Raw genomic sequence first — 19,331 nt, 5'->3', positions numbered from 1 at the left:
GGATGCGTTCGGCCGATCACTCGGCGTTCGGCGCGGCCACCCCGGAATGCGGGTAGCGTTTACTGCCGTGCCGGACTCCCATCTCCCGACCGCGGATGCACTGCTCAGCATCGCCGTCGACGCTCTCGGAGGCAGCGAGCGGCAGGGCCAGATCACGATGGTGAAGGCCGTGCAGCAAGCCATCGACGACGCCGAGCACCTGGCCGTCCAGGCGGGCACGGGCACCGGCAAGTCGCTGGCTTACCTGGTGCCGTCCATCCGGCACGCCATGGACACCGACACCCCCGTCGTGGTGTCGACGGCCACGATCGCGCTGCAACGCCAGCTCGTCGACCGCGACCTGCCCCGGCTGGCGGAGGCGCTCGCCAAGGAGCTGCCGCACGAGCCGACCTTCGCCATCCTCAAGGGCCGCCGCAACTACCTGTGCCGCTACAAGGCCACCGCGGGCTGGCCCGAGGAGGACGAGCAGGACCAGCTCTTCGACCCGCGCGAGGTCGGCGCGACCGGCCGGATGGTCCAGCGCATCCAGGAGTGGGCCGACGAGACCGAGACCGGCGACCGCGACGAGCTGGTGCCCGGCGTCAGCGAGCAGGCCTGGCGGCAGTTCTCGGTGAGCGCCCAGGAGTGCCTGGGCGCCGGCCGCTGCCCCAGCGGCGCCGAGTGCTTCGCCGAGCTGGCCAGGGCGCGTGCCGGCGAGGTCGACGTGGTCGTCACCAACCACGCGCTGCTGGCCATCGACGCCATGGGGGACATGCCCGTCCTGCCCGAGCACGAGTTCGTGGTCGTCGACGAGGCGCACGAGCTCGTCGACCGGGTGACCTCGGTGGTGACCGGCGAGCTGTCGGAGACCTCCGTCTCCCTGGCCGTGCGCCGCGTCGGCCGCCTGATCGACCAGCCGGTCGCCGACCAGCTCCAGGAGGCGGGCGAGGACCTCAAGGCGCTGCTGTCCGCGGCCCCGCCCGGCCGCGTGGACGAGCTGCCGGAGGTGCTCGGCCTGACGCTCGCGCTGGTGCGCGACAGCGCCGCCCGCTGCCTGACCGCGCTCGGGCCGCGCGGCGGCGACAAGGACGATCCCGACAAGGCGGGCCAGCGCAAGGCGGCGTTCACCGCCCTGGACGAGGTGCACGACACCGCGGTGCGCATGCTGGAGGCCTACGGGCACGCCTCCGAGACCGACAGGTCCGAGGTCGTCTGGCTCGACGGCGCCACCGACCGGCGCCCGCCCATGCTCCGCGTCGCGCCGCTCAACGTGGGCGGCATGCTGCGCGACAAGCTCTTCGGCGACCGCACCGTGGTCCTCACCTCGGCCACGCTGGCGCTCGGCGGCACGTTCGACGGCATGGCGCGCCAGTGGGGCCTCGGCGACAAGGGCTGGCAGGGCATGGACGTCGGCTCCCCCTTCGACCACCCCCGCGCCGGCATCCTCTACGTCGCCAAACACCTCCCCCAGCCCGGCCGGGACGGCCTCCCGCAGGCCTACCTCGACGAGATCACCGAGCTGATCGAGGCCGCTGGCGGGCGCACCCTGGGCCTGTTCTCCTCCATGCGGGCCGCCAAGGCGGCCACCGAGGCCCTGCGCGACCGCCTCAAGGTGCCCCTGCTCTGCCAGGGCGACGACTCCACCATGCTGCTGGTCAAGCAGTTCGCCGAGGACGAGGAGACCTGCCTGTTCGGCACCCTGTCCCTCTGGCAGGGCGTGGACGTCCCCGGCCCCTCGCTGCGCCTGGTCATCATCGACCGGGTGCCCTTCCCCCGGCCCGACGACCCGCTCACCTCGGCTCGGCAGCGGCACGTGGCGGCCAAGGGCGGCAACGGGTTCATGACCGTGGCCGCCACCCACGCCGCCCTGCTGCTCGCCCAGGGCACCGGACGTCTCCTGCGCTCCCAGCAGGACAAGGGCGTCATCGCCGTCCTGGACCCCCGGCTGGCCACCGCCCGCTACAGCGGCTTCCTGCTGGGCTCGCTGCCGCCGTTCTGGCGCACCACCGACCCGGCCGTGGCCCGCGCCGCGCTGACCCGCCTGTCCACGGAGTCCTGAGCGTTCCCGTGTCCTGAGCGTTCCCGTGTCCTGAGCGTTCCCGTGTCCTGAGCGTTCCCGTGGTGGGAGGTCAGGTCTCCCAGTGGGAGAGTTCGGGGCGTTTGGGGGCGAGGCCGTCGCCTGAGGAGATGCCGCGCAGGCGGCGGCTCATCCAGGGCACCAGATACTCGCGCATCCACTGGGTGTCCTCGCGGCGCCTGACGCGCGGGTCGACGGCTCGGTCCGGCCACACCTTGTGCCAGTCGTCGAAGGGCACGCCCAGGACGTCGAGGACCCTGGCCGCCACCAGGCGGTGGCCGTCGGCGTTCATGTGCAGGCGGTCCTCGCTCCAGGCTCGCCAGTCGCGCAGCCCCTGCATCGACCACTGATCCACCAGCCGGCATCCGTAGAGGTCGGCGATGGATCGTACATGCAGGTAGAAGATGGCGAAGCGGCCGCGCAGGCGGCGCATCAACGGCATGTCGCGCGGGTCGACGCCGGTGAAGAGCAGCACGTCGGCGCCGCTGGAGCGGAGCTCGCGGACGGCGGCGGTGAGCTTCTTGGCCATCACGTCGGGGTCACTGCCGGGGCGCAGCAGGTCGTTGCCGCCGGCGCAGAGGCTGACCAGGTCGGGAGCCATCTGGACGGCGAGCGGGACCTGCTCGGCGACGATCTGGTCGAGCAGCTTGCCGCGCACCGCGAGGTTGGCGTAGCGGAACGACGAGTCGTCCACCGCGAGCCGTTCCGCGACCCGGTCGGCCCAGCCGCGGTAGTGGCCGTCGATGCCGGGGTCGTTGAGCCCTTCGGTGAAACTGTCACCGAGAGCCACGAAGGAGCCGTAATGCCTCATGACCTGCTGTTCATCTCCGCTTTCCGGGTGCTGCGGCGTGGGCCACGACTGTAGTGGGTAACCCGTGCCGCCACCCGGCGACACGCGTCAAGTCTTGGCGTGTTCTCCTCCGGCGGCCGGTGGCCGCCCGGCTCATCCCGCGATGGCCCGGTAGGCGGCGTCGAGGAGCTCTTCCGACGGGCCTTCCAGCCGGCCGACCTTGGCCAGGCCGTCCAGGACGACGAAGCGCTGCTTGGCGCCGCGGACCTTCTTGTCCAGCCGCATGTGGTCGCGCAGCTGCGGCCAGGCGGCGAGGGGGTAGGAGGTGGGCAGGCCGACCGAGGTGAGGATGGCGCGGGTGCGCTCGACGAGATCGACCCCGATCCGGCCGTCGAGCCTGGACAGCTCGGCCGCGTAGACCATGCCGATGGCGACGGCCTCGCCGTGGCGCATCTGGTAGTTCTCGGCCCGCTCGATGGCGTGCGCGAGGGTGTGGCCGTAGTTGAGGATCTCGCGCAGACCCGCCTCGCGCAGGTCGGCGCCGACGACGTCGGCCTTGATCTGGATCTTGCGCTCGACGAGCTCCCGGGTGTGCGGCCCTTCGGGCGTGCAGGCGGCCTCGGGGTCGTCCTCGACGAGCATGAGGATCGTCGGGTCGGCGATGAAGCCGCCCTTGATGACCTCGGCGAGCCCGGCGACGTAGTCGGCGCGCGGCATGCCGGTCAGCGTCGCCAGGTCGCACAGCACGCCGGCGGGGGGCAGGAAGGTGCCGACGAGGTTCTTGCCCTCGGGGGTGTCGATGCCGTTCTTGCCGCCGACGGCCGCGTCGACCATGGCGAGCAGCGTGGTGGGGGCGAGCACGACCTGTACGCCGCGCAGCCAGGTGGCGGCGACGAACCCGGCCAGGTCGGTGGTCGCTCCGCCGCCGACGCCGACGACGGCGTCGGACCGGGTGACGCCGTAGCGGCCGAGCGCGGACCAGAGCTGCGCGGCCACCTCGACGGTCTTGGCCTGCTCGCCATCGGGCACCGGCAGCGGCACCACGTCGTAGCCGGCCTCGGACAGGGCGGCGCAGACGGGGCGGGAGAGCTCCGGCAGGCTCGCCGGGTGGATCACGGCGACCGTGCGCACGCCCGGCTTGAACAGGCCGGGCAACTCACTGAGCACGCCGGTGCCGATCACGACCTCGTAGGGGCTGTCGCCACGCACGGTGATCCTGGTCGCGGTCATCTGCCCAGCCCCTTGATGATCTCGTCGGCGAGCTCGGCCGGCTCCCGCTTGTCGGTCGCGACCGTCAGGACGGCCAGCCGCTCGTAGATGGGCCGCCGCTGCTCCATCAGCTTCTTCAGCTGGCTGCGCGGGTTGAGCACGAGCAGCGGCCTGGCGGCGCCGAGGCCGACCCTGGCGACCGCGTCGGCCAGGCCCACCTGGAGGTAGACGACGGTGTGGCCGTCGAGCAGGGCCTGGGTCTCCTCGCTCAGCACGGCGCCGCCGCCGAGCGACAGGATGCCGTCGTGCTCGCGCAGCGCCTGCCGCACGGCCGCCAGCTCCAGCTCGCGGAAGCGGTCCTCGCCGTCCTCGATGAAGATGTCGCCCACGGGCTTGCCCGCGACGGCCTCCACGTCGGCGTCGGTGTCGCGGAAACGTACGCCGAGCCGCTCGGCGAGCAGCCGGCCGAGGGTGGACTTGCCGGAGCCGGGCGGGCCGATCAGCACGGCCGTGGGCGTTGTGACGGTCATTTGATCACCATGGATGAGAGGTAGCCGGACAGGTTGCGGGCGACTTCCTCGACGGAGTCGCCGCCGAACTTCTCCAGCGCCGCGTCGGCCAGCACCAAGGCGACCATCGCCTCGGCGACGATGCCCGCCGCGGGGACGGCGCACACGTCGGAGCGCTCGTGGTGGGCCTTGGCCGCCTCGCCGGTCTTGACGTCGATCGTGGCGAGCGCCCTGGGCACCGTGGAGATGGGCTTCATCGCGGCGCTGACTCGCAGGATCTCGCCGTTGGTCATGCCGCCTTCGACGCCGCCCGCGCGGTTGGTGACGCGCCGGACCCCGTCCTCGGTGGTGTACTCGATCTCGTCGTGGGCGCGGGAGCCGGGCCGGTGCGCGGTCTCGAACCCGTCGCCGAGCGCCACGCCCTTGATCGCCTGGATGCTCATCAGCGCGCCGGCCAGGCGGGAGTCCAGGCGGCGGTCCCAGTGCGTGTAGCTGCCCAGGCCGGGCGGCAGGCCGAAGGCGAGCACCTCGACGACGCCGCCGAGCGTGTCGCCGTCCTTGTGCGCCTGGTCGATCACCTCGACCATGGCGGCGCTGCCGTCGGGGTCCGCGCACCGGACCGGGTCGGCGTCGATGCCGGCCAGGTCGCCGGGGCCGGGGAGCCCTTCGGCGGGGCTGCGCGCGCCGCCGATGGCGGTGACGTGGCTGACGATGTCGACGCCCAGCGCCTGCTTGAGGAAGCGCCTGGCGACCTCGCCGAGCGCGACCCGGGCGGCGGTCTCGCGGGCGCTGGCCCGGTCGAGCACCTGGCGGGCGTCGTCGAAGCCGTATTTCTGCATCCCGGCGAGGTCGGCGTGGCCGGGCCGGGGGCGGGAGCGCGGCGCGTTACGGGCCAGCCCTTCGAGCTCCGCCGGGTCCACCGGGTCGGCCGCCATGACCTTCTCCCACTTGGGCCACTCGGTGTTGCCGACCCGGACGGCGACGGGGCTGCCCATGGTGCGGCCGTGCCGGACACCACCGGAGATCGTCACCTGATCCTGCTCGAATTTCATGCGGGCGCCACGGCCGTAACCGAGGCGGCGGCGGCGCAGCGCCTCGTCGATGGCGGCCGTCGTCACCTCGACCCCGGCGGGCAGCCCTTCGAGGATGGCAACGAGCTCGGGGCCATGGGACTCTCCAGCGGTCAACCAGCGCAACATGCCTACAAGTCTTCCATGTGCGGCCCAGTGGGATGTCCGGCTGTTCACCTGCCGAGACAGAGCGCGGTGAACGCGCCGAGCAGCATGAAGGGCCCGAACGGGAACTGCGTCTGCCGGGTGCCCCGCCCGGTGACCAGCAGCGCGACCGCGTAGAGGGCGCCGAGGAACTGGCCGCCGAGCGCGGCCACGGTCCACGCCTGCCAGCTCAGCGCGGCGCCCGCCATGCCGATGAGCCCGGCCAGCTTGACGTCGCCCAGCCCCAGGTCGGCGGGCCTGACCAGCCACAGCACGCCGTACAGCGCCGTTAGCGCCAGCCCGCCGAGCAGTGCCCTGGGCAGCTCGCCGGTGGGGGCGAGGGTCAGCGCGAGGATCGGGTACGACGGCAGCGTGATGACGTCGGGCAGCCGGTGGGTGCGCCAGTCGATCGCGGCCAGGGCGACGCCGGCCAGCGCGATGTACACGTACGGCAGGCCCGACCGCCAGGCGACCAGCACGAGGACGGCGGCCGTGGCCAGCTCGTAGCCGGGCGGCCAGGCCGGGACGGGCGGCGTACGCAGGAGGCTCGTGAACGCGGCGCGGGCCTCGGCGCGCGTGTCGGCGGGGTCGGCCGTGAACGCGCCGGCCAGGGTCCTGACGTAGCGGCCGGCCAGGAGTCCGAGGACCGCCAGCAGTGCGAGCACGAGGCAGACTTTACGTGCGCATTACGTGCGGCGCTAATGTTGCGCCATCGCCGTGGCGGTCGAGCGTCCCTGGTGGGCTGCTCGGCCTGACCATGGTCGGGCTCAGCGTCTTCACCGTGCTGACCGGCTCCTACCTACTGCTCCTCTACCGGCGGGGGCTCTATCTGCGCTATCTGGAGGCCACCGCGAGGCCCGCGCCCACCTCGACCAAGCGCAAGGTGATCGGCGAGTCGGAGATCCTGATCCGGACCCTACCGGAGCTGAGCCAGGCGATGGAGAAGGCGCTCGGCAAGCGGGCGGTGGCGGTCAGCGTCTGGCGAACCAGCGCCGCTTCCTGACCGGCTCCACCCGGGCGACGGTGACGCCGGAGAGCCGGTCGACGGTGCCTGACTCGACCGCGGCCAGCGCCCGCAGCACGTCGCCCTCGATCACGAACGGCACCGGCCCCGCCACGTCCACCACCACGGCCGCCGCCCGCTCGCTGACGGCCGCCTGACACACCTGCAGAGTGGTCGCCTGGATGGGCCGGGCGTCGGCGCGCCATCGGGTCAGCGCCTCGGTGCCGGTGAAGGCGAGCACGGCCTGCCTGCCGTCCTGACCGACGAGCTTGGGCAGCGCCATCTCGCTCTCCTTCTCCTGCCGCAGCCCGTGCTCGCCCACCTCGGACTCGGTCAGCAGGGCGACGACGGGCACCAGCAGGCGGGCGCCGCCGAGCGCGCCGAGCACCACGTCGGGTCCGGCGGTGCCGTCCTGGTAGGCGGTCAGCGCCGCGGTCACGGCCGGGGCGGCGCCGCCGTCGTCGGTGGGATCAAGAGGCTGAGGAATGCTCGGCACAGCGCCGAGACTACCGGCGTCCTACCTCGCCCCCCGCACCAGCCCGACGTAAACGGTCAGTCACGTACGGCAAGGTTGGTGACCTGGTATCACGCCGCTCTGCTGCACTCCATCGTGGCCAATCATCCCTTCGTCGACGGCAACAAGCGCGCGGGCTGGCTCACCTTGTACGTCTTCTGCGCCAAGAGCGGCCTGGATCTCGATCCGGTCGACGATGACGCGGCGTATGACCTGGTCGTCGCTGTCGCATCCGGCAAACTGACGGAGGTCCGCGAGATCGCCGACATGCTGCGGAGCCTCACAACAGGGCCTTGATCCCCGAAACAGGCGCGTGTTCCGTGAAGGAACGTCCGTTAGGTGAGGTCGCTGAGGGCCTTGCCCGAGGCCTTGAGCGCCGCCTCCATCGCCACGCGGCCCGGTGTCCTGGGCTCCTCGACGGGCTCCTGGTCGTCCCCGGTGGCCTCCAGCAGGGGCTCGGTGTCGCTCTCGGGCACGTTCTCGTCGGGTGTGCTCATCACGCGCGATCCTTCCTGGTCAGGGCTGTGATGGCCTCCTTTACCCGACACTCGCCGACCGAATCACGGCCCTGCTGACGCGTCGGCCGGGGCGAGGCGAGTGAGCGTGTGGAGCGGCCCGGCCCGCGGGGGGTTCGTCCGTCAGCCCGGTGACGGGTCGTCCACCGGGGGCAGGGCGGTGTCCGCCTCCTCGTGGCCGGCGCCGGTGGCTCTGAGCAGGTCGACGACGATCGACCGGAGCTGCGCCAGGATCACGGCGGCGGAGAAGCCGAGCTGCTCGGGCCGTTCCCGGTTCGCCACCGCGATCAGGGCCTGCCTGGCGAGGACGGGCTCGCGGCCCGCCGCCAGTTCGAGCTGGAGGAGCAGCGCCGCCTCCGACACCTCGCGCATCGCGTCGGCCAGCGCCCGCGGCGGCGGGTGCATCTCACCCAGCGCGGCCAGCGTCCTGCGGGCGAGCACGCGGACGTTCCTGAGCGCGTGGTCCACCGGTTCGGCCGCCGTCTCGTACCTGGCCAGCCTGGCCCGGCGATGCCAGTGCATCGGCGAGATCATGATGATCTCCTTGCTGGTCTCCAGCGCCTGCTCGAACTCCTCGACCGCCACCTGGGTGCCGCGCGCCTCCTCCAGCGCCTCGGCGGCCAGGTCGGCGTCGCGCTTCTCGATCGCCTCGGCGGCCTGTTCCAGCGCCGTGGACAGGGCGTCGAGCACCCCGGAGGCGTGCTTGGCGGCGAGGGTCAGGGGGCTGGCGGGCATCAGCGCCACCGCCGCGAGGCCGATGAGGCCGCCGGTGAACGCGTCGAGCATCCGGTCGAACCCGCCCGCATGGTCGCCCGGCAGCACCGCCACGACCAGTACGGCGGAGGAGGCCACCTGTGCCACGAACAGCGCTCCGCTGTCCAGGAGCACGGCGGTGACCATCGCCAGCGCCACCACCAGGGCGATCTGCCAGGCGCCTGAGCCGATCCAGGTGACCAGCAGGTCACCGACCCCCACCCCAAGGCCGACGCCCACCACCAGCTCGGCGACCCTGCGCAGCCGCTGGCCGAGCCCGATGCCGACGCTGATCAGCACGGCGATCGGCGCGAAGAAGGGGCGCGTGTGGCCGAGCACCTGGGTGGCAACCAGCCACGCCAGCCCCGAGCCCACGGCGGCCTGCGCGATCGAGGGGGCCACCAGCCCGAACGACCTCACCCGTTCCCGCATGTGCTCGCCGAGCTTCGTTGCCACTCTTCCCACCTTGGCCGATCATTATGACATTTCGGTCACACCGTCCATCAAGGACGAAACGGACCGGTAGCCATCTACCTCGTTCACCGGGACCTCAACCGGAAACCACCCGGACAAGATCCTGTGGGCGGTCCGGCTAACTGTCCAGGAAGTCGTCCACCGCCTGCATGAACGCCATGCGCTCGGTGGCGTGGATCAGGTGGCCGGCCTCGATGGTGACCAGCTTGGCCCCGGGGATGCGCTCGGCCAGGAGGCCGGCGTCGAGGTGACTGGCCCGGCCGCCCGACAGCACCAGGGTCGGCGCCGAGATGGCCGCCAGGCCCGCCGCCCAGGCCGGGTCCGGCTCGCGGAACTGCCGCTCGGTGTCGTGCACCATGCGCCAGTCGAAGCCGGTGGAGTCGTCCTCCACCACGGGCTCACGGCCCTGCAGGGGCTCCGGCGGGACCGCGTCCTCCAGCACCAGCCGCTGGACCAGGCCGGGATGCCGGATGGCCAGGTGGTAGGCGACCGCGCCGCCCAGCGAGTGACCCACCAGCGTGGCGCGCTCGACGTCGAGCTGGGTGAGGAGGGCGGCGATGTCGTCGGCCATGGCCGGGATCGGGTAGTCGCCCGGATGACTGCTGGCGCCGTGGCCGCGCAGATCGGGCACGATCACGTGGTGGCGGACCGCGAAGTGCTGGGTGAAGCCGTTCCAGTCGTTGTGGTCGGCGGTCCGCCCGTGCAGCAGCACCAGCGCCGGCGCGACCGGATCCCCTTCCTCGCGGAAGGTAAGCATGATCCCGTTCACGACTGCTTTGCGAATCACACCGCGACACTACTGCCGGCACCGCCCACGTTGGCAGACATTGCCGGTGAAAGCCGGTTTCCGGCGTCAGTAGCGTGAGGCCGGGTATGCCGATCACGGTGAGCCAGTGGGTACGAAGGGGCGGAAGATGCCGGATCCGATTGAAGTGGTCAAGGTGCCGATCGAGAGCGTCACGGACGCCTCAGGGCTGGCGCGACTCATCGACGACGGGGTGATCGAGGCCCACCGGGTCCTCGCCGTGGTCGGCAAGACCGAAGGCAACGGCGGCGTGAACGACTACACCCGCATCCTGGCCGACCGGTCCTTCCGCGACGTGCTGGCCGCCAAGGGGCATCCCGCGCCGGAGACCGTACCTCTGGTGTGGTCCGGCGGGACCGACGGGGTGCTGAGCCCGCACGCCACCATCTTCGCCACCGTGGACCCCGCGCGCAGCGTCGCCTCCGACGAGCCGCGCGTGTCGGTCGGGGTGGCGATGAGCGAGGTGATCCTGCCGGAGGACATCGGCCGGCCCGCCATGGTGGAGAAGGTCGCGGCCGGGGTGCGCGAGGCCATGAAGATCGCCGGCATCGACGACCCGCGCGACGTCCACTACGTGCAGACCAAGACGCCGCTGCTCACGCTGTCCACCATCACCGACGCCAAGAGCCGTGGCCAGGACACCGCCATCGAGGAGACCGGGCCGTCGATGGACCTGTCCAACTCCACCACCGCGCTCGGCGTCGCGGTGGCACTGGGTGAGATCGACATGCCGTCGGCGGACCAGATCCACAAGGACCTGTCGCTGTACTCGTCGGTGGCGTCCTGCTCCTCCGGCGTGGAGCTGGACCGGGCGCAGATCGTGCTGGTGGGCAACGTACGCGGCATCGGCGGCCGCTATCGCATCGGCCACAGCGTGATGCGCGACGCCCTGGACGCCGACGGCATCTGGGAGGCGATCCGCGACGCCGGCCTGCCGCTGCCCGACCGCCCGCACCACTCCGACCTGGGCGGCCGGCTGGTGAACGTCTTCATGAAGTGCGAGGCGGACCCGTCGGGCCGGGTCAGGGGCCGGCGCAACATCATGCTCGACGACTCCGACGTGCACTGGCACCGCCAGATCAAGGCAACGGTGGGCGGCGTGGCGGCGGCCGTCACCGGCGACCCGGCGGTGTTCGTCTCGGTCGCCGCCGTGCACCAGGGCCCCTCGGGAGGCGGCCCGGTGGCGGCGATCGCCGACCTGTCGGACGAGACCTAGACGGACAGGCGCTTGAGCCGGGCCACGGCCTCGTCGATGACCTCGTCCTTCTTGCAGAAGGCGAACCTGACGAAGTGCCCGCCGCGCTCGGGACGGTCGTAGAAGACCTGCGTCGGGATGGCCACCACACCCGCCAGCTCCGGCAGCCGGCGGGTGAACTCCAGCCCGTCGGTGAAGCCGAGCGGGCGGATGTCGGTCTGCACGAAGTAGGTGCCCGCGGGCTTGAACACCTCGAAGCCCGCGGCCGTCAGCCCGTCCATCAGCCGGTCCCGCTTGTCCTGCAAGGAGGCTCGCAGCGCGGCGATCCACTCCCCCTCGTGCCGCAGCCCGAAGGCGACCGCCACCTGCCAGGGCGCGCTCGCGGTGAAGGTGAGGAACTGCTTGACCGTCTGCACGGCCGTGACCAGCTCGGCGGGGGCGCACACCCAGCCGGTCTTCCAGCCGGTGACGGAGAACGTCTTGCCCGCCGAGGAGATCATCACCGTGCGCTCCCGCATGCCCGGCAGCGTGGCCAGCGGGATGTGCGGGGCGCCGTCGAAGGTGAGGTGCTCGTACACCTCGTCCGTGACGGCGATGAGGTCGTGCTCCTGGCAGAGCTCGGCGATGACGGTCAGCTCCGCGCGCGTGAAGACCGTGCCGGTGGGGTTGTGCGGGGAGTTGACCAGGATCATTCGCGTCCGCGATGTGACGGCGGCACGCAGCTCGTCCGGGTCGAAGGCGAAGCGGCCCTCGACCGGGCGCAGCGTCACGCCGACCAGCCGGGCCTGCGCCAGCGCGATCGAGGCGGCGTAGGAGTCGTAGTAGGGCTCGAAGGCGATCACCTCGTCGCCCGGCTCGCACAGCGCGAGCACCGCCGCGGCGATCGCCTCGGTCGCGCCCACCGTGACCAGGACCTCGCCCGCCGGGTCGTAGGCGAGGGCGTAGTGCTCGGCCCGGTGCTCCGACACGGCCTGCCTCAGCTCCATGACGCCGGGGCCCGGAGGATACTGGTTGGCACCCGACCTGATCGCGTGCACGGCCCGGTCCAGCATTGCCGCCGGCCCGTCGGTGTCGGGAAAGCCCTGACCCAGGTTGATCGCCCCGGTCTGGGTGGCCAGGGCGCTCATTTCGGCAAAAATCGTGGTGCCGAAAGAGCGCATCCGGGAGACAAGTGGTTCCGTCACATGTTCACACTAGTGGGCCCGGCCGGTGATCTTCCGACCGCAGGTCAGCTCGTAAGGTGGTTTCCCTGAGCACTCGGACGCGTATTCGTGAGCTGGACGCCCTTCGCGGCTTCGCGGTGGGCGGGATCATGCTGGTCAACACTTGGCAGCACGCCCGCCACGAGCCGGCCACCGGCATCGACTGGACGATCGACACCCTCCTCCAGAGCCGCTTCTACCCGATCTTCTCGCTGCTGTTCGGCATCAGCTTCGTGCTGTTCCTGCAGGGGGCCGATCGAGGGGTGCTGCTGCGGCGGCTGTTCTGGCTGATGGTCTTCGGGCTGATCCAGCACAGCTGGTACACCGGCGAGGTGCTGATCGACTACGCGTTCTTCGGCGCGCTGGTGCTCGTGCCCGCGTCGTTCCTGCCCGGCGGCGTCCCGGTGCTGGTGCTCGGCCTGGCGCTGCTCGGGTGGAGCGTGGCCAACGACGGCGGGAGCCTGCCCCTGGGCCTGCCCTCGATCGTCCCCACCGGCCCGCTGCTCATCCCCGCCGCGTTCCTGATCGGCATGGGGCTCATGCGGCTGGAGCCGTCCCGGCGGCTGCTGGCGCCCGCGTTCGCGGTGAGCGCGGTGGCCGGCGCGGTGCTCGTCGTCGCCTGGGTGTCCACCGGCGACTGGAGCATCTACCTGGCCGCCGCCGTCGCCGGGGCCGCCGCCTACTCGACCGGGCTGCTGCTGGCGCTGCGGCCGTGGCTGTCGGCCCTGCTGGAGCCGCTGGGCAAGATGGCGCTGACCAACTACATCTCCGGCACGCTGATCATTTTTCTGGCCACCCCTCTGCTCGACACCGATCTGACCCGCTGGTCGGTGATCGCGGTGACGGCCGGCACGCTCGCCGTACAGGTGCTTTTCAGCAGGTGGTGGCTGGGGCGCTACAGGTATGGACCGCTTGAGTGGATCTGGCGATGCCTGACGTGGTTTCGGTACGTGCCGAACCGGTTAGAGTCGGGCCGTGACGAGAATCGCCCTCTGCCAGATCCCGGTGTCACCTGACCCGGTGGCCAACCTGACAAGGGTCCGCGAAGCTCTGGCCAGAGCCGAGGGCGCGGACCTCGCGATCTTCCCCGAGGCGACACTCACCCGCTACGGCAGACGCATCTCCGAGCTGGCCGAGCCGCTCGACGGGCCGTTCGTCTCGGGTGTGTCCGAGGCGGCCAGGGAGCACGGCCTCGCGGTGATCGCCGGGACGTTCGAGCCGGGCGAAGGGCGGGTGTACAACACCGCCGTCGCCATCGACCGCGACGGCGCGATCAAGGGCGTCTACCGCAAGATCCACCTGTTCGACTCCTTCGGCGCGAAGGAGTCCGAGCTGGTCGCCCCGGGCGCCGAGCCCACCGTGGTGGAGCTCGCCGGGATCCGCGTCGGGCTGGTCATCTGCTACGACGTCCGCTTCCCCGAGCTGACCAGGGCGCTGGTCGACCGGGGCGCCGAGATGTTCGCCGTCATCGCCGCCTGGGGCTCGGGCCCGCTCAAGGAGGACCACTGGGTCACCTTGGCACGTGCCAGAGCGCTGGAGAACACGATGTGGACCGCCGCCGTCGGCCAGGCCCCCAACCCGGCCGAGGCCACCGACGGCTACGGGGTCGGCCACAGCATGCTGATCGACCCGCTGGGTGTGGTCAGGGCCGACCTCGGCGCCACACCGGGCGTGCAGGTGGTGGAGCTGGACCAGGAGGCGACCGCCCCGATCAGAGCGACCTTGCCGTGCCTTGAACATCGGGTCCTCGGCGTCACGAGATCGTAAAGTGGACATCGTGAGTGGAACGCAGATGCAGAAGGTGGTCCCGCCGCGTCTGCTCGTGCCCTACCTGTCGGGCAAGCGCACCGTCATATCCGGATATGTCTACCGTGTGCAGGACTGCGCCAGGCTGACCACGCCCGCGCAGCTCTTCTCCGGGTTAGACCTGTCGTTCGACGGCTCGGAGCTGACCGGCGAGGTGCCCGAGCTTTACGTCATGCGCTGGAACGCGCGCGAGATCGACGACTACGCCGTGCCGTACGGCCCGCACATGGGCGGCGACTGGAGCGACACGCCCCCCTTCGCCGGCAACGGGTTCACCACCTCGCGCGAGCATGTGGTGCCGCAGTTCCACACCATTCCGACGCCGATCCCGGCAGGGGCGCAGATCGTGCACATCACCGGCGAGGGCGAGCGGCCGTTCGCCGACTACGACGGGCTGACCTGGCGGCCCGCGGCATGAGCGACGAGATCACCCCCGTCGCCTCCGGCTTCGTCGCCCGGCTCGGCGAGCGTACGTTCCCCGCCGCGCTCGGCCCCGACGACCAGGTGGTGCTGTTCAGCGAGGAGGAGTTGGACGGCTTCGAGTCCGCGTCCGGCTACTGGCGGCGTACCGTCGCCCATCCTGAGCTGGAGTGGCTGGTGCTGATCCGCACCGTCGGCGCGTTCGGCGGCGAGCCGTGCGTGGTGCTGGACGAGGACGAGGACGGCCTGCACATCGCCTACACCGGCCACAGCGGGATGAAGGCGGAGGCGCTCGGCTACTGGATGGTGGACCACGGCGCCTACGAGGTCGTCGTGCCGCGCGAGGAGGTCTTCTCGATCCGCATCGAACGCATCCCGGTCCCTTGATCGGGATCGGACGCACCCCGGGTCCCTTGATCCGGGTCAGACGCACCCCGGTCCCTTGATCCGGGTCAGACGCACCCCGGTCCCTTGATCCGGGTCCTCTGATCCGGGTCTAACGGATCCGGAGCCCCTGGTCCGGGGCGGGCGGGCCTCGGTTTCTAGCCGCCCAGGTGGCGGTAGCGGGACAGGCGGGCGGTCAGGCGGTCCGCCGGTGGCTGCCGCAGCAGGCCGGCGATCTCGTACTCCAGCGCCCGGCCCACCCGCTCGCAGAACGCCCGCTGCTCGTAGGCGGCGTCGGGCACCTCGGGGACGACCCGGTCGACGATGCCGTCGTGGCGCAGGTCGGTGGCGCGGATGCGCTGCGCCTGGGCGATCTCGGGCGCGAAGTCCACGCTGCGGTAGAGGATCGCCGAGGCGCCCTCGGGCGGCAGCGGCGACAGCCACGCGTGCTGCGCGCACAGCACCCGGTCGGCCGGCAGCAGCGCCAGCGCGGCCCCGCCCGCGCCCTCGCCGAGCAGCAGGCAGACCGTCGGCGCGTCGAGGGTGACCAGCTCGGCCAGGGAGCGGGCGATCTCCCCGGACAGTCCGCCCTCCTCAGCGGACTTCGACAGCGCCGCCCCCGCCGTGTCGATCACCGTGACCAGCGGCAACCCCAGGTCGGCGGCCAGCCGCATGCCCCGCCTGGCCACCCGCAGCCCTGCGGGCCCGAGCGGCGCGTTGGCCCGCTGCCTGCGCCTGTCCTGGCCCAGCACCACGGCCGGAGCCGAGCCGAACCTGGCCAGAGCCAGCAGCAGACTGGGCTCGTTCTCCCCCGCGCCGCTGCCGCTGAGCGGCGTCACGTCGGTGGCGGCAAGCTTGAGCAACGTCCGTACGCCCGGCCGGTCGTCGCGGCGCGAGCGGGTGATCGCCTCCCACGCCTCGACCGGCCGCAGATCCTCCTGCGGCGCCGGTCCGGCCACGACCCGCGTCCCGTCGTCGGCCAGCACGGACAGGGCGCCGATCGCGGCGTCCCGCGCGTCGTCGGCCGCCACCACCGCGTCGATCAGCCCGTGCTCGTGCAGGTTCTCGGCCACCTGGACGTGCTCGGGGAACGGGTAGCCGTGCAGCGACTCGAACACCCTCGGCCCCACGAACCCGATGAGCGCGCCCGGCTCGGCCGCCGTGACGTGCCCGAGCGAGCCCCACGACGCGAACACCCCGCCGGTGGTCGGGTGCCGCAGATAGACCAGGAACGGCAGGCCCGCGGTCCGGTGCGCCTGCACCGCCACCGTGATTTTGATCATCTGTACGAAGGCGAGCGCGCCTTCCTGCATCCTGGTGCCGCCCGAGGCGGGCGCGGCCAGCAGCGGCAGCCGCTCACGGGTGGCCCGCTCGATCGCGGAGACCATCCGCTCGGCCGCCGCCAGCCCGATCGACCCGGCCATGAAGGAGAACTCGCAGGCCACCACGGCCACCCTGCGCCCGCCCAGCAGCCCCTCGCCGGTGACGACCGCCTCGTCGTAGCCGGACTTGACCCGGGCCGCGGCCAGCTCCTCGGCATAGGAGGAGCCCGGCTCGGCCGGGTCGGCGGGCGGCGCGTCCCACGATGTCCACGAGCCCCCGTCGAGGACCGTTTCGATCAACGTACGCGCGTCCGGACGGCTCACCATCGCTCCTTCTCGTCCACCGGTGATCCCATGGTGACGCACGAGAGCGCCGACCGATGCCCGCGAAACCCGATCATCGCTCTCGTTCTTCGAGCCAGCGGAGCACGTCGCCGTCATGCTGGCCGAGCGCGGGCGGCGCGGTGTGCGTCATGCCCGTGAGGCCGTCGAAGCGCAGCGGTGGCCCTGGCAGCTCGATCGTGCCGAGCACCGGGTGGTCCACCTCGACCAGCAGCCCCTGGGAGCGGGTCTGTTCCCAGGCGTAGACCTCGTCGAGTGAGCGGATCGCGCCTGCCGGGACTCCGGCCTCCCCGAGCCTGGCCAGCCAGTGGGCCCGGTCGTGGGCGGCCAGGGCCTTCTCCATGTCGGCGATCAGCTCATCCCGGTGCGCGAATCTCTCCCTGTTGGTCGCATATTTCGCTATATGCGGGTCAATGTCGAGTAGCGAGGCTACTTTCTTCCATTGGACCTCATTCGCGGCGGCGATCTGTAGCATCCCGTCCGCGCACCGGAAAGCGCCATAAGGGGCGATCGAGGCGTGGTGGTTGCCGTTGGCGCCGGGGACCTGCCCGCCCACGGTCCAGGCGGTGCCGTGGTAGGAGTGCACGCCGGTGACCGCCGCCAGCAGGGACGTCCGTACGACCCGGCCCTTGCCCGTACGTTCGCGCTCGTACAGGGCGGCGACCACGCCGTAGGCGCCGTGGATGCCGGCGAGCAGGTCGGCGACGGAGGCGCCGACCCGGTAGGGCTCGTCGCGGGACGGGCCGGTCAGCGACATCAGACCGGCCTCCCCCTGGGCGATCTGGTCGTAGCCCGGCCGGCCGCCCTCGGGGCCGTCGTGGCCGAACCCGGTGATCGACAGGACGACCAGCCGGGGGTTGAGCTCGTGCAATCGTGCGACCGGGAAGCCGAGGCGGTCGAGCACGCCGGTGCGGAAGTTCTCCACCAGCACGTCGCTCTGGGCCACCAGCCGCTCGATGAGCTCCTTGCCCTCGGGGGACTTCAGATCGACGGCGATGGATTGTTTGTTGCGATTAGCCGCAAGGAAATAGGTCGATATTTCGTGATCTGGGCCTACGAAGGGGGGTCCCCAGCCCCGCGACTCGTCTCCCCCGTCCGGATGCTCCACCTTGATGACCCGCGCGCCCAGATCCCCGAGCATCTGCGTCGCATGCGGGCCCGCCAGGGCCCTGGACAGATCGAGCACCACGATGTCACCCAGCGGTCCGAGCAAGATCGACCTCCAGAATGGTCCGAAACGGCCATTCTTTCAGTCTCCCCCGCCCGGTCCCCCAACCCGGGGTCCGCGATCTTCCCGGCCCACCGCCCAACCTGGACCGGTGACCTCCCTGGCCCATCACCCAACCCGGACCGGTGACCTCCCTGGCCCATCACCCAACCCGGACCGGTGACCTCCTCGGCCCGTCGCCTAACCTGGGGCCGGTGATCTCCTCGGCCCGTCGCATCCAGGCCCGCCCGCCCTCCTGCGGACCGGTCCGTCTGGTGGCCGTCGACGGACCCGCCGGTTCGGGCAAGACCACGCTCGCCGACCGGCTGGGGACGGCCCTGAGCTGCCAGGTGATACACAGCGACGACTTCCCCGTGCCCTGGGACGAGGGGCCCGGCCCCTGGTTCGACGCGCTCGACCGGCAGGTCCTCCAGCCCTTGCGCCACGGCCGGCCCGGTGGCTTCCGGCGTTATGACTGGGCACGCGGCGACTACGGGGAACGCGTCGTGGTGCCGGTGGCGCCGGTGCTCATCATCGAGGGGGTGGGCACGGCCCGCGCCTCGGCGGCGGAGCTGCTGGCGTACGTCATCTGGGTCGAGGCGGACGAGGAGGTCCGGCTCCGGCGCGTCCTCGACCGGGACGGCGAGGAGCTCCTGGCGCGGTGGCGGAGCTGGTTCGCCGCCGAACGTGCCTGGTTCGCCGCCGACGGCACCCGCGCCAGGGCCGACGAGATCATCCCCACCTAGGGCCTGCTCGTGGTCAGGGTCGCCACCGGCTCGTAGCGGTCACCGACTCCTTGTCACGGCCGCCACCGGCCCGTGAATGCGGCTCGCCACCGCTCCGGCCCAGAAATCATGGCTCCAGGTGGTGGACGGTGTTGTAGTGCAGCAGCGTGAGCCGCCCGTCCGTTGCGTGCCAGGTCGAGACGGAGGCGTTCAGGATCGGGGCGAACTCCGCCAGCGCGGCCAGCTCCGCGTCCGGGGCCTCGTCGATCACGTGCCGCAGGACGAGCACCACGGAGTCGTGCGCGACGATCAGCACCCGCTGCCCGCGCGCCCGCGCACGCAGGTCCGTGAGGAGGTCGCGCAGGCGGGCCGCCACGTCCGCGAACGACTCCCCCTGGGGCGGGCGGTAGCGGTATTCGCCCTCCGCCCGCAGGCGGGCGAGCTCCTCGGGGAAGCGCCGCTCGATGGCGGCCTCGTTGTAGGGGGCCAGCAGGCCCCACTCCCGGTCCCTCAGCCGCTCGTCCACCGTGAGCGGGAGGGCGCCGGCGCCCCAGGTCTCCTGAGCGACGGCCCAGGTCTCGCGGGCCCGCAGGTACGGCGAGCACCAGACGAGCTCGGGCGTCTCGGCCGCGGGCAGGCCGGCCAGCAGACGGCCGAGCGCGGCGGCCTGCGTCCTGCCGACGCCGGTCAGCGTCACCTCGTCGTCGCCGCGCTCGTAGACCAGCGGGTCGTCACCCGCCTGCCGGTAGGCGACGTTCGCCTCACTCTCGCCATGCCGAACGGCGACGATCCGCACCGGGCCCATGGGCACATCTTGTCACGGCACCACTCTAGAGATTACGGTCAAGGCCGTTATAGCCCGTTTATAGGAGGCGTTCGTGCGTAT

At 71.7% G+C, this 19,331-nt stretch carries 22 protein-coding genes; 9 read left to right on the top strand and 13 right to left on the bottom strand.

The features are described from left to right. Positions 1-46 precede the first annotated feature (46 nt). Positions 47-2,038: an ATP-dependent DNA helicase gene (locus IEY87_RS39225; protein ID WP_189143920.1), complete on the top strand. Its 1,992-nt coding sequence runs from the start codon at positions 47-49 to the stop codon at positions 2,036-2,038. A gap of 70 nt (positions 2,039-2,108) precedes the next feature. On the opposite strand, the gene IEY87_RS39220 is transcribed toward IEY87_RS39225, so the two are convergent. From IEY87_RS39220 to IEY87_RS39200, 5 genes are all read right to left on the bottom strand, one after another. Next, entirely contained in the window at positions 2,109-2,867 is a 759-nt protein-coding gene (locus tag IEY87_RS39220) for an SGNH/GDSL hydrolase family protein (RefSeq protein WP_189143919.1), read from the bottom strand. Positions 2,868-2,999: 132 nt separating this feature from the next. After that, positions 3,000-4,076, bottom strand: coding sequence for a 3-dehydroquinate synthase (gene aroB, locus IEY87_RS39215; protein ID WP_189143918.1), 1,077 nt, complete (start codon positions 4,074-4,076; stop codon positions 3,000-3,002). Continuing rightward, complete coding sequence (locus tag IEY87_RS39210) at positions 4,073-4,585, bottom strand: shikimate kinase (protein WP_189143917.1); 513 nt, start codon at positions 4,583-4,585, stop codon at positions 4,073-4,075. The genes aroB and IEY87_RS39210 overlap by 4 nt, the downstream gene beginning before the upstream one ends. Next, on the bottom strand, positions 4,582-5,763 hold the full coding sequence (gene aroC, locus IEY87_RS39205; protein WP_189143916.1) for a chorismate synthase: 1,182 nt from the start codon (positions 5,761-5,763) through the stop codon (positions 4,582-4,584). Before aroC ends, IEY87_RS39210 begins: the two co-directional genes overlap by 4 nt. 44 nt (positions 5,764-5,807) lie before the next feature. Next, positions 5,808-6,443: a prepilin peptidase gene (locus IEY87_RS39200; protein WP_189143915.1), complete on the bottom strand. Its 636-nt coding sequence runs from the start codon at positions 6,441-6,443 to the stop codon at positions 5,808-5,810. A 14-nt stretch (positions 6,444-6,457) separates the two neighbouring features. Here IEY87_RS39200 and IEY87_RS39195 point away from each other — a divergent pair, with 14 nt between their 5' ends. Then, a complete protein-coding gene (locus IEY87_RS39195; RefSeq protein WP_189143914.1) occupies positions 6,458-6,781 on the top strand; it encodes a hypothetical protein in 324 nt (107 codons plus the stop codon). Here the strand turns inward: IEY87_RS39195 and IEY87_RS39190 are convergent. Further along, the gene (locus IEY87_RS39190; protein WP_189143913.1) at positions 6,750-7,277 is read right to left on the bottom strand and encodes an SseB family protein; all 528 of its coding nucleotides are present in this window, start codon (positions 7,275-7,277) and stop codon (positions 6,750-6,752) included. The genes IEY87_RS39195 and IEY87_RS39190 overlap by 32 nt on opposite strands. A gap of 78 nt (positions 7,278-7,355) precedes the next feature. On the opposite strand from IEY87_RS39190, the gene IEY87_RS39185 reads away from it, so the two are divergent. Then, positions 7,356-7,592 carry a type II toxin-antitoxin system death-on-curing family toxin gene (locus IEY87_RS39185; protein WP_225278112.1) on the top strand — a complete coding sequence of 79 codons (237 nt, stop codon included), beginning with the start codon at positions 7,356-7,358 and terminating at the stop codon, positions 7,590-7,592. A 38-nt stretch (positions 7,593-7,630) separates the two neighbouring features. Here the strand turns inward: IEY87_RS39185 and IEY87_RS39180 are convergent, their stop codons facing one another. The 3 genes from IEY87_RS39180 to IEY87_RS39170 form a co-directional block, all read right to left on the bottom strand. Beyond that, entirely contained in the window at positions 7,631-7,792 is a 162-nt protein-coding gene (locus IEY87_RS39180) for a hypothetical protein (RefSeq protein WP_189143912.1), read from the bottom strand. Between the two features lie 141 nt (positions 7,793-7,933). After that, positions 7,934-9,019, bottom strand: coding sequence for an FUSC family protein (locus tag IEY87_RS39175; RefSeq protein WP_225278111.1), 1,086 nt, complete (start codon positions 9,017-9,019; stop codon positions 7,934-7,936). A 136-nt stretch (positions 9,020-9,155) separates the two neighbouring features. Beyond that, positions 9,156-9,824 (bottom strand): alpha/beta fold hydrolase, encoded by a 669-nt coding sequence (locus tag IEY87_RS39170; protein ID WP_189143911.1) that lies wholly within the window; start codon positions 9,822-9,824, stop codon positions 9,156-9,158. Between the two features lie 127 nt (positions 9,825-9,951). Here IEY87_RS39170 and bar point away from each other — a divergent pair, with 127 nt between their 5' ends. After that, positions 9,952-11,058 carry a barbiturase gene (gene bar / locus IEY87_RS39165; protein WP_189143910.1) on the top strand — a complete coding sequence of 369 codons (1,107 nt, stop codon included), beginning with the start codon at positions 9,952-9,954 and terminating at the stop codon, positions 11,056-11,058. Here the strand turns inward: bar and IEY87_RS39160 are convergent. Beyond that, positions 11,055-12,221, bottom strand: coding sequence for a pyridoxal phosphate-dependent aminotransferase (locus IEY87_RS39160; protein ID WP_189143909.1), 1,167 nt, complete (start codon positions 12,219-12,221; stop codon positions 11,055-11,057). The two genes, bar and IEY87_RS39160, sit on opposite strands and share 4 nt — an antisense overlap. Before the next feature lie 128 nt (positions 12,222-12,349). On the opposite strand from IEY87_RS39160, the gene IEY87_RS39155 reads away from it, so the two are divergent. The 4 genes from IEY87_RS39155 to IEY87_RS39140 are packed head-to-tail and all read left to right on the top strand — an operon-like array spanning position 12,350 to position 14,852. Then, a complete protein-coding gene (locus IEY87_RS39155) occupies positions 12,350-13,255 on the top strand; it encodes a DUF418 domain-containing protein (protein ID WP_189143908.1) in 906 nt (301 codons plus the stop codon). Further along, complete coding sequence (locus IEY87_RS39150; RefSeq protein ID WP_189143907.1) at positions 13,215-14,006, top strand: carbon-nitrogen hydrolase family protein; 792 nt, start codon at positions 13,215-13,217, stop codon at positions 14,004-14,006. Before IEY87_RS39155 ends, IEY87_RS39150 begins: the two co-directional genes overlap by 41 nt. A gap of 10 nt (positions 14,007-14,016) precedes the next feature. Then, complete coding sequence (locus IEY87_RS39145) at positions 14,017-14,463, top strand: hypothetical protein (protein ID WP_225278110.1); 447 nt, start codon at positions 14,017-14,019, stop codon at positions 14,461-14,463. After that, entirely contained in the window at positions 14,460-14,852 is a 393-nt protein-coding gene (locus IEY87_RS39140) for a UCP033725 family protein (protein ID WP_189143906.1), read from the top strand. The genes IEY87_RS39145 and IEY87_RS39140 overlap by 4 nt, the downstream gene beginning before the upstream one ends. A 155-nt stretch (positions 14,853-15,007) precedes the next feature. Here IEY87_RS39140 and IEY87_RS39135 read toward each other — a convergent pair whose 3' ends face one another. Together IEY87_RS39135 and IEY87_RS39130 are read right to left on the bottom strand one after the other, a co-directional pair. Further along, positions 15,008-16,498: a carboxyl transferase domain-containing protein gene (locus IEY87_RS39135; protein ID WP_189143905.1), complete on the bottom strand. Its 1,491-nt coding sequence runs from the start codon at positions 16,496-16,498 to the stop codon at positions 15,008-15,010. A 70-nt stretch (positions 16,499-16,568) separates the two neighbouring features. Continuing rightward, a complete protein-coding gene (locus IEY87_RS39130; protein WP_189143904.1) occupies positions 16,569-17,726 on the bottom strand; it encodes a CaiB/BaiF CoA transferase family protein in 1,158 nt (385 codons plus the stop codon). 209 nt (positions 17,727-17,935) lie between these two features. Here IEY87_RS39130 and IEY87_RS39125 point away from each other — a divergent pair, with 209 nt between their 5' ends. Then, the gene (locus IEY87_RS39125) at positions 17,936-18,466 is read left to right on the top strand and encodes a uridine kinase family protein (protein ID WP_189143903.1); all 531 of its coding nucleotides are present in this window, start codon (positions 17,936-17,938) and stop codon (positions 18,464-18,466) included. Positions 18,467-18,572: 106 nt separating this feature from the next. Here the strand turns inward: IEY87_RS39125 and IEY87_RS39120 are convergent, their stop codons facing one another. Then, a complete protein-coding gene (locus tag IEY87_RS39120; RefSeq protein WP_189143902.1) occupies positions 18,573-19,250 on the bottom strand; it encodes a histidine phosphatase family protein in 678 nt (225 codons plus the stop codon). Positions 19,251-19,331 lie beyond the last annotated feature (81 nt).

Origin of the sequence: Nonomuraea glycinis (assembly GCF_014646515.1) — a bacterium.
GTDB classification, from domain to species: domain Bacteria; phylum Actinomycetota; class Actinomycetes; order Streptosporangiales; family Streptosporangiaceae; genus Nonomuraea; species Nonomuraea glycinis.
The sequence above is the reverse complement of the archived record's forward strand: the minus strand, read 5'-3'. Positions and strand labels throughout refer to the sequence as shown.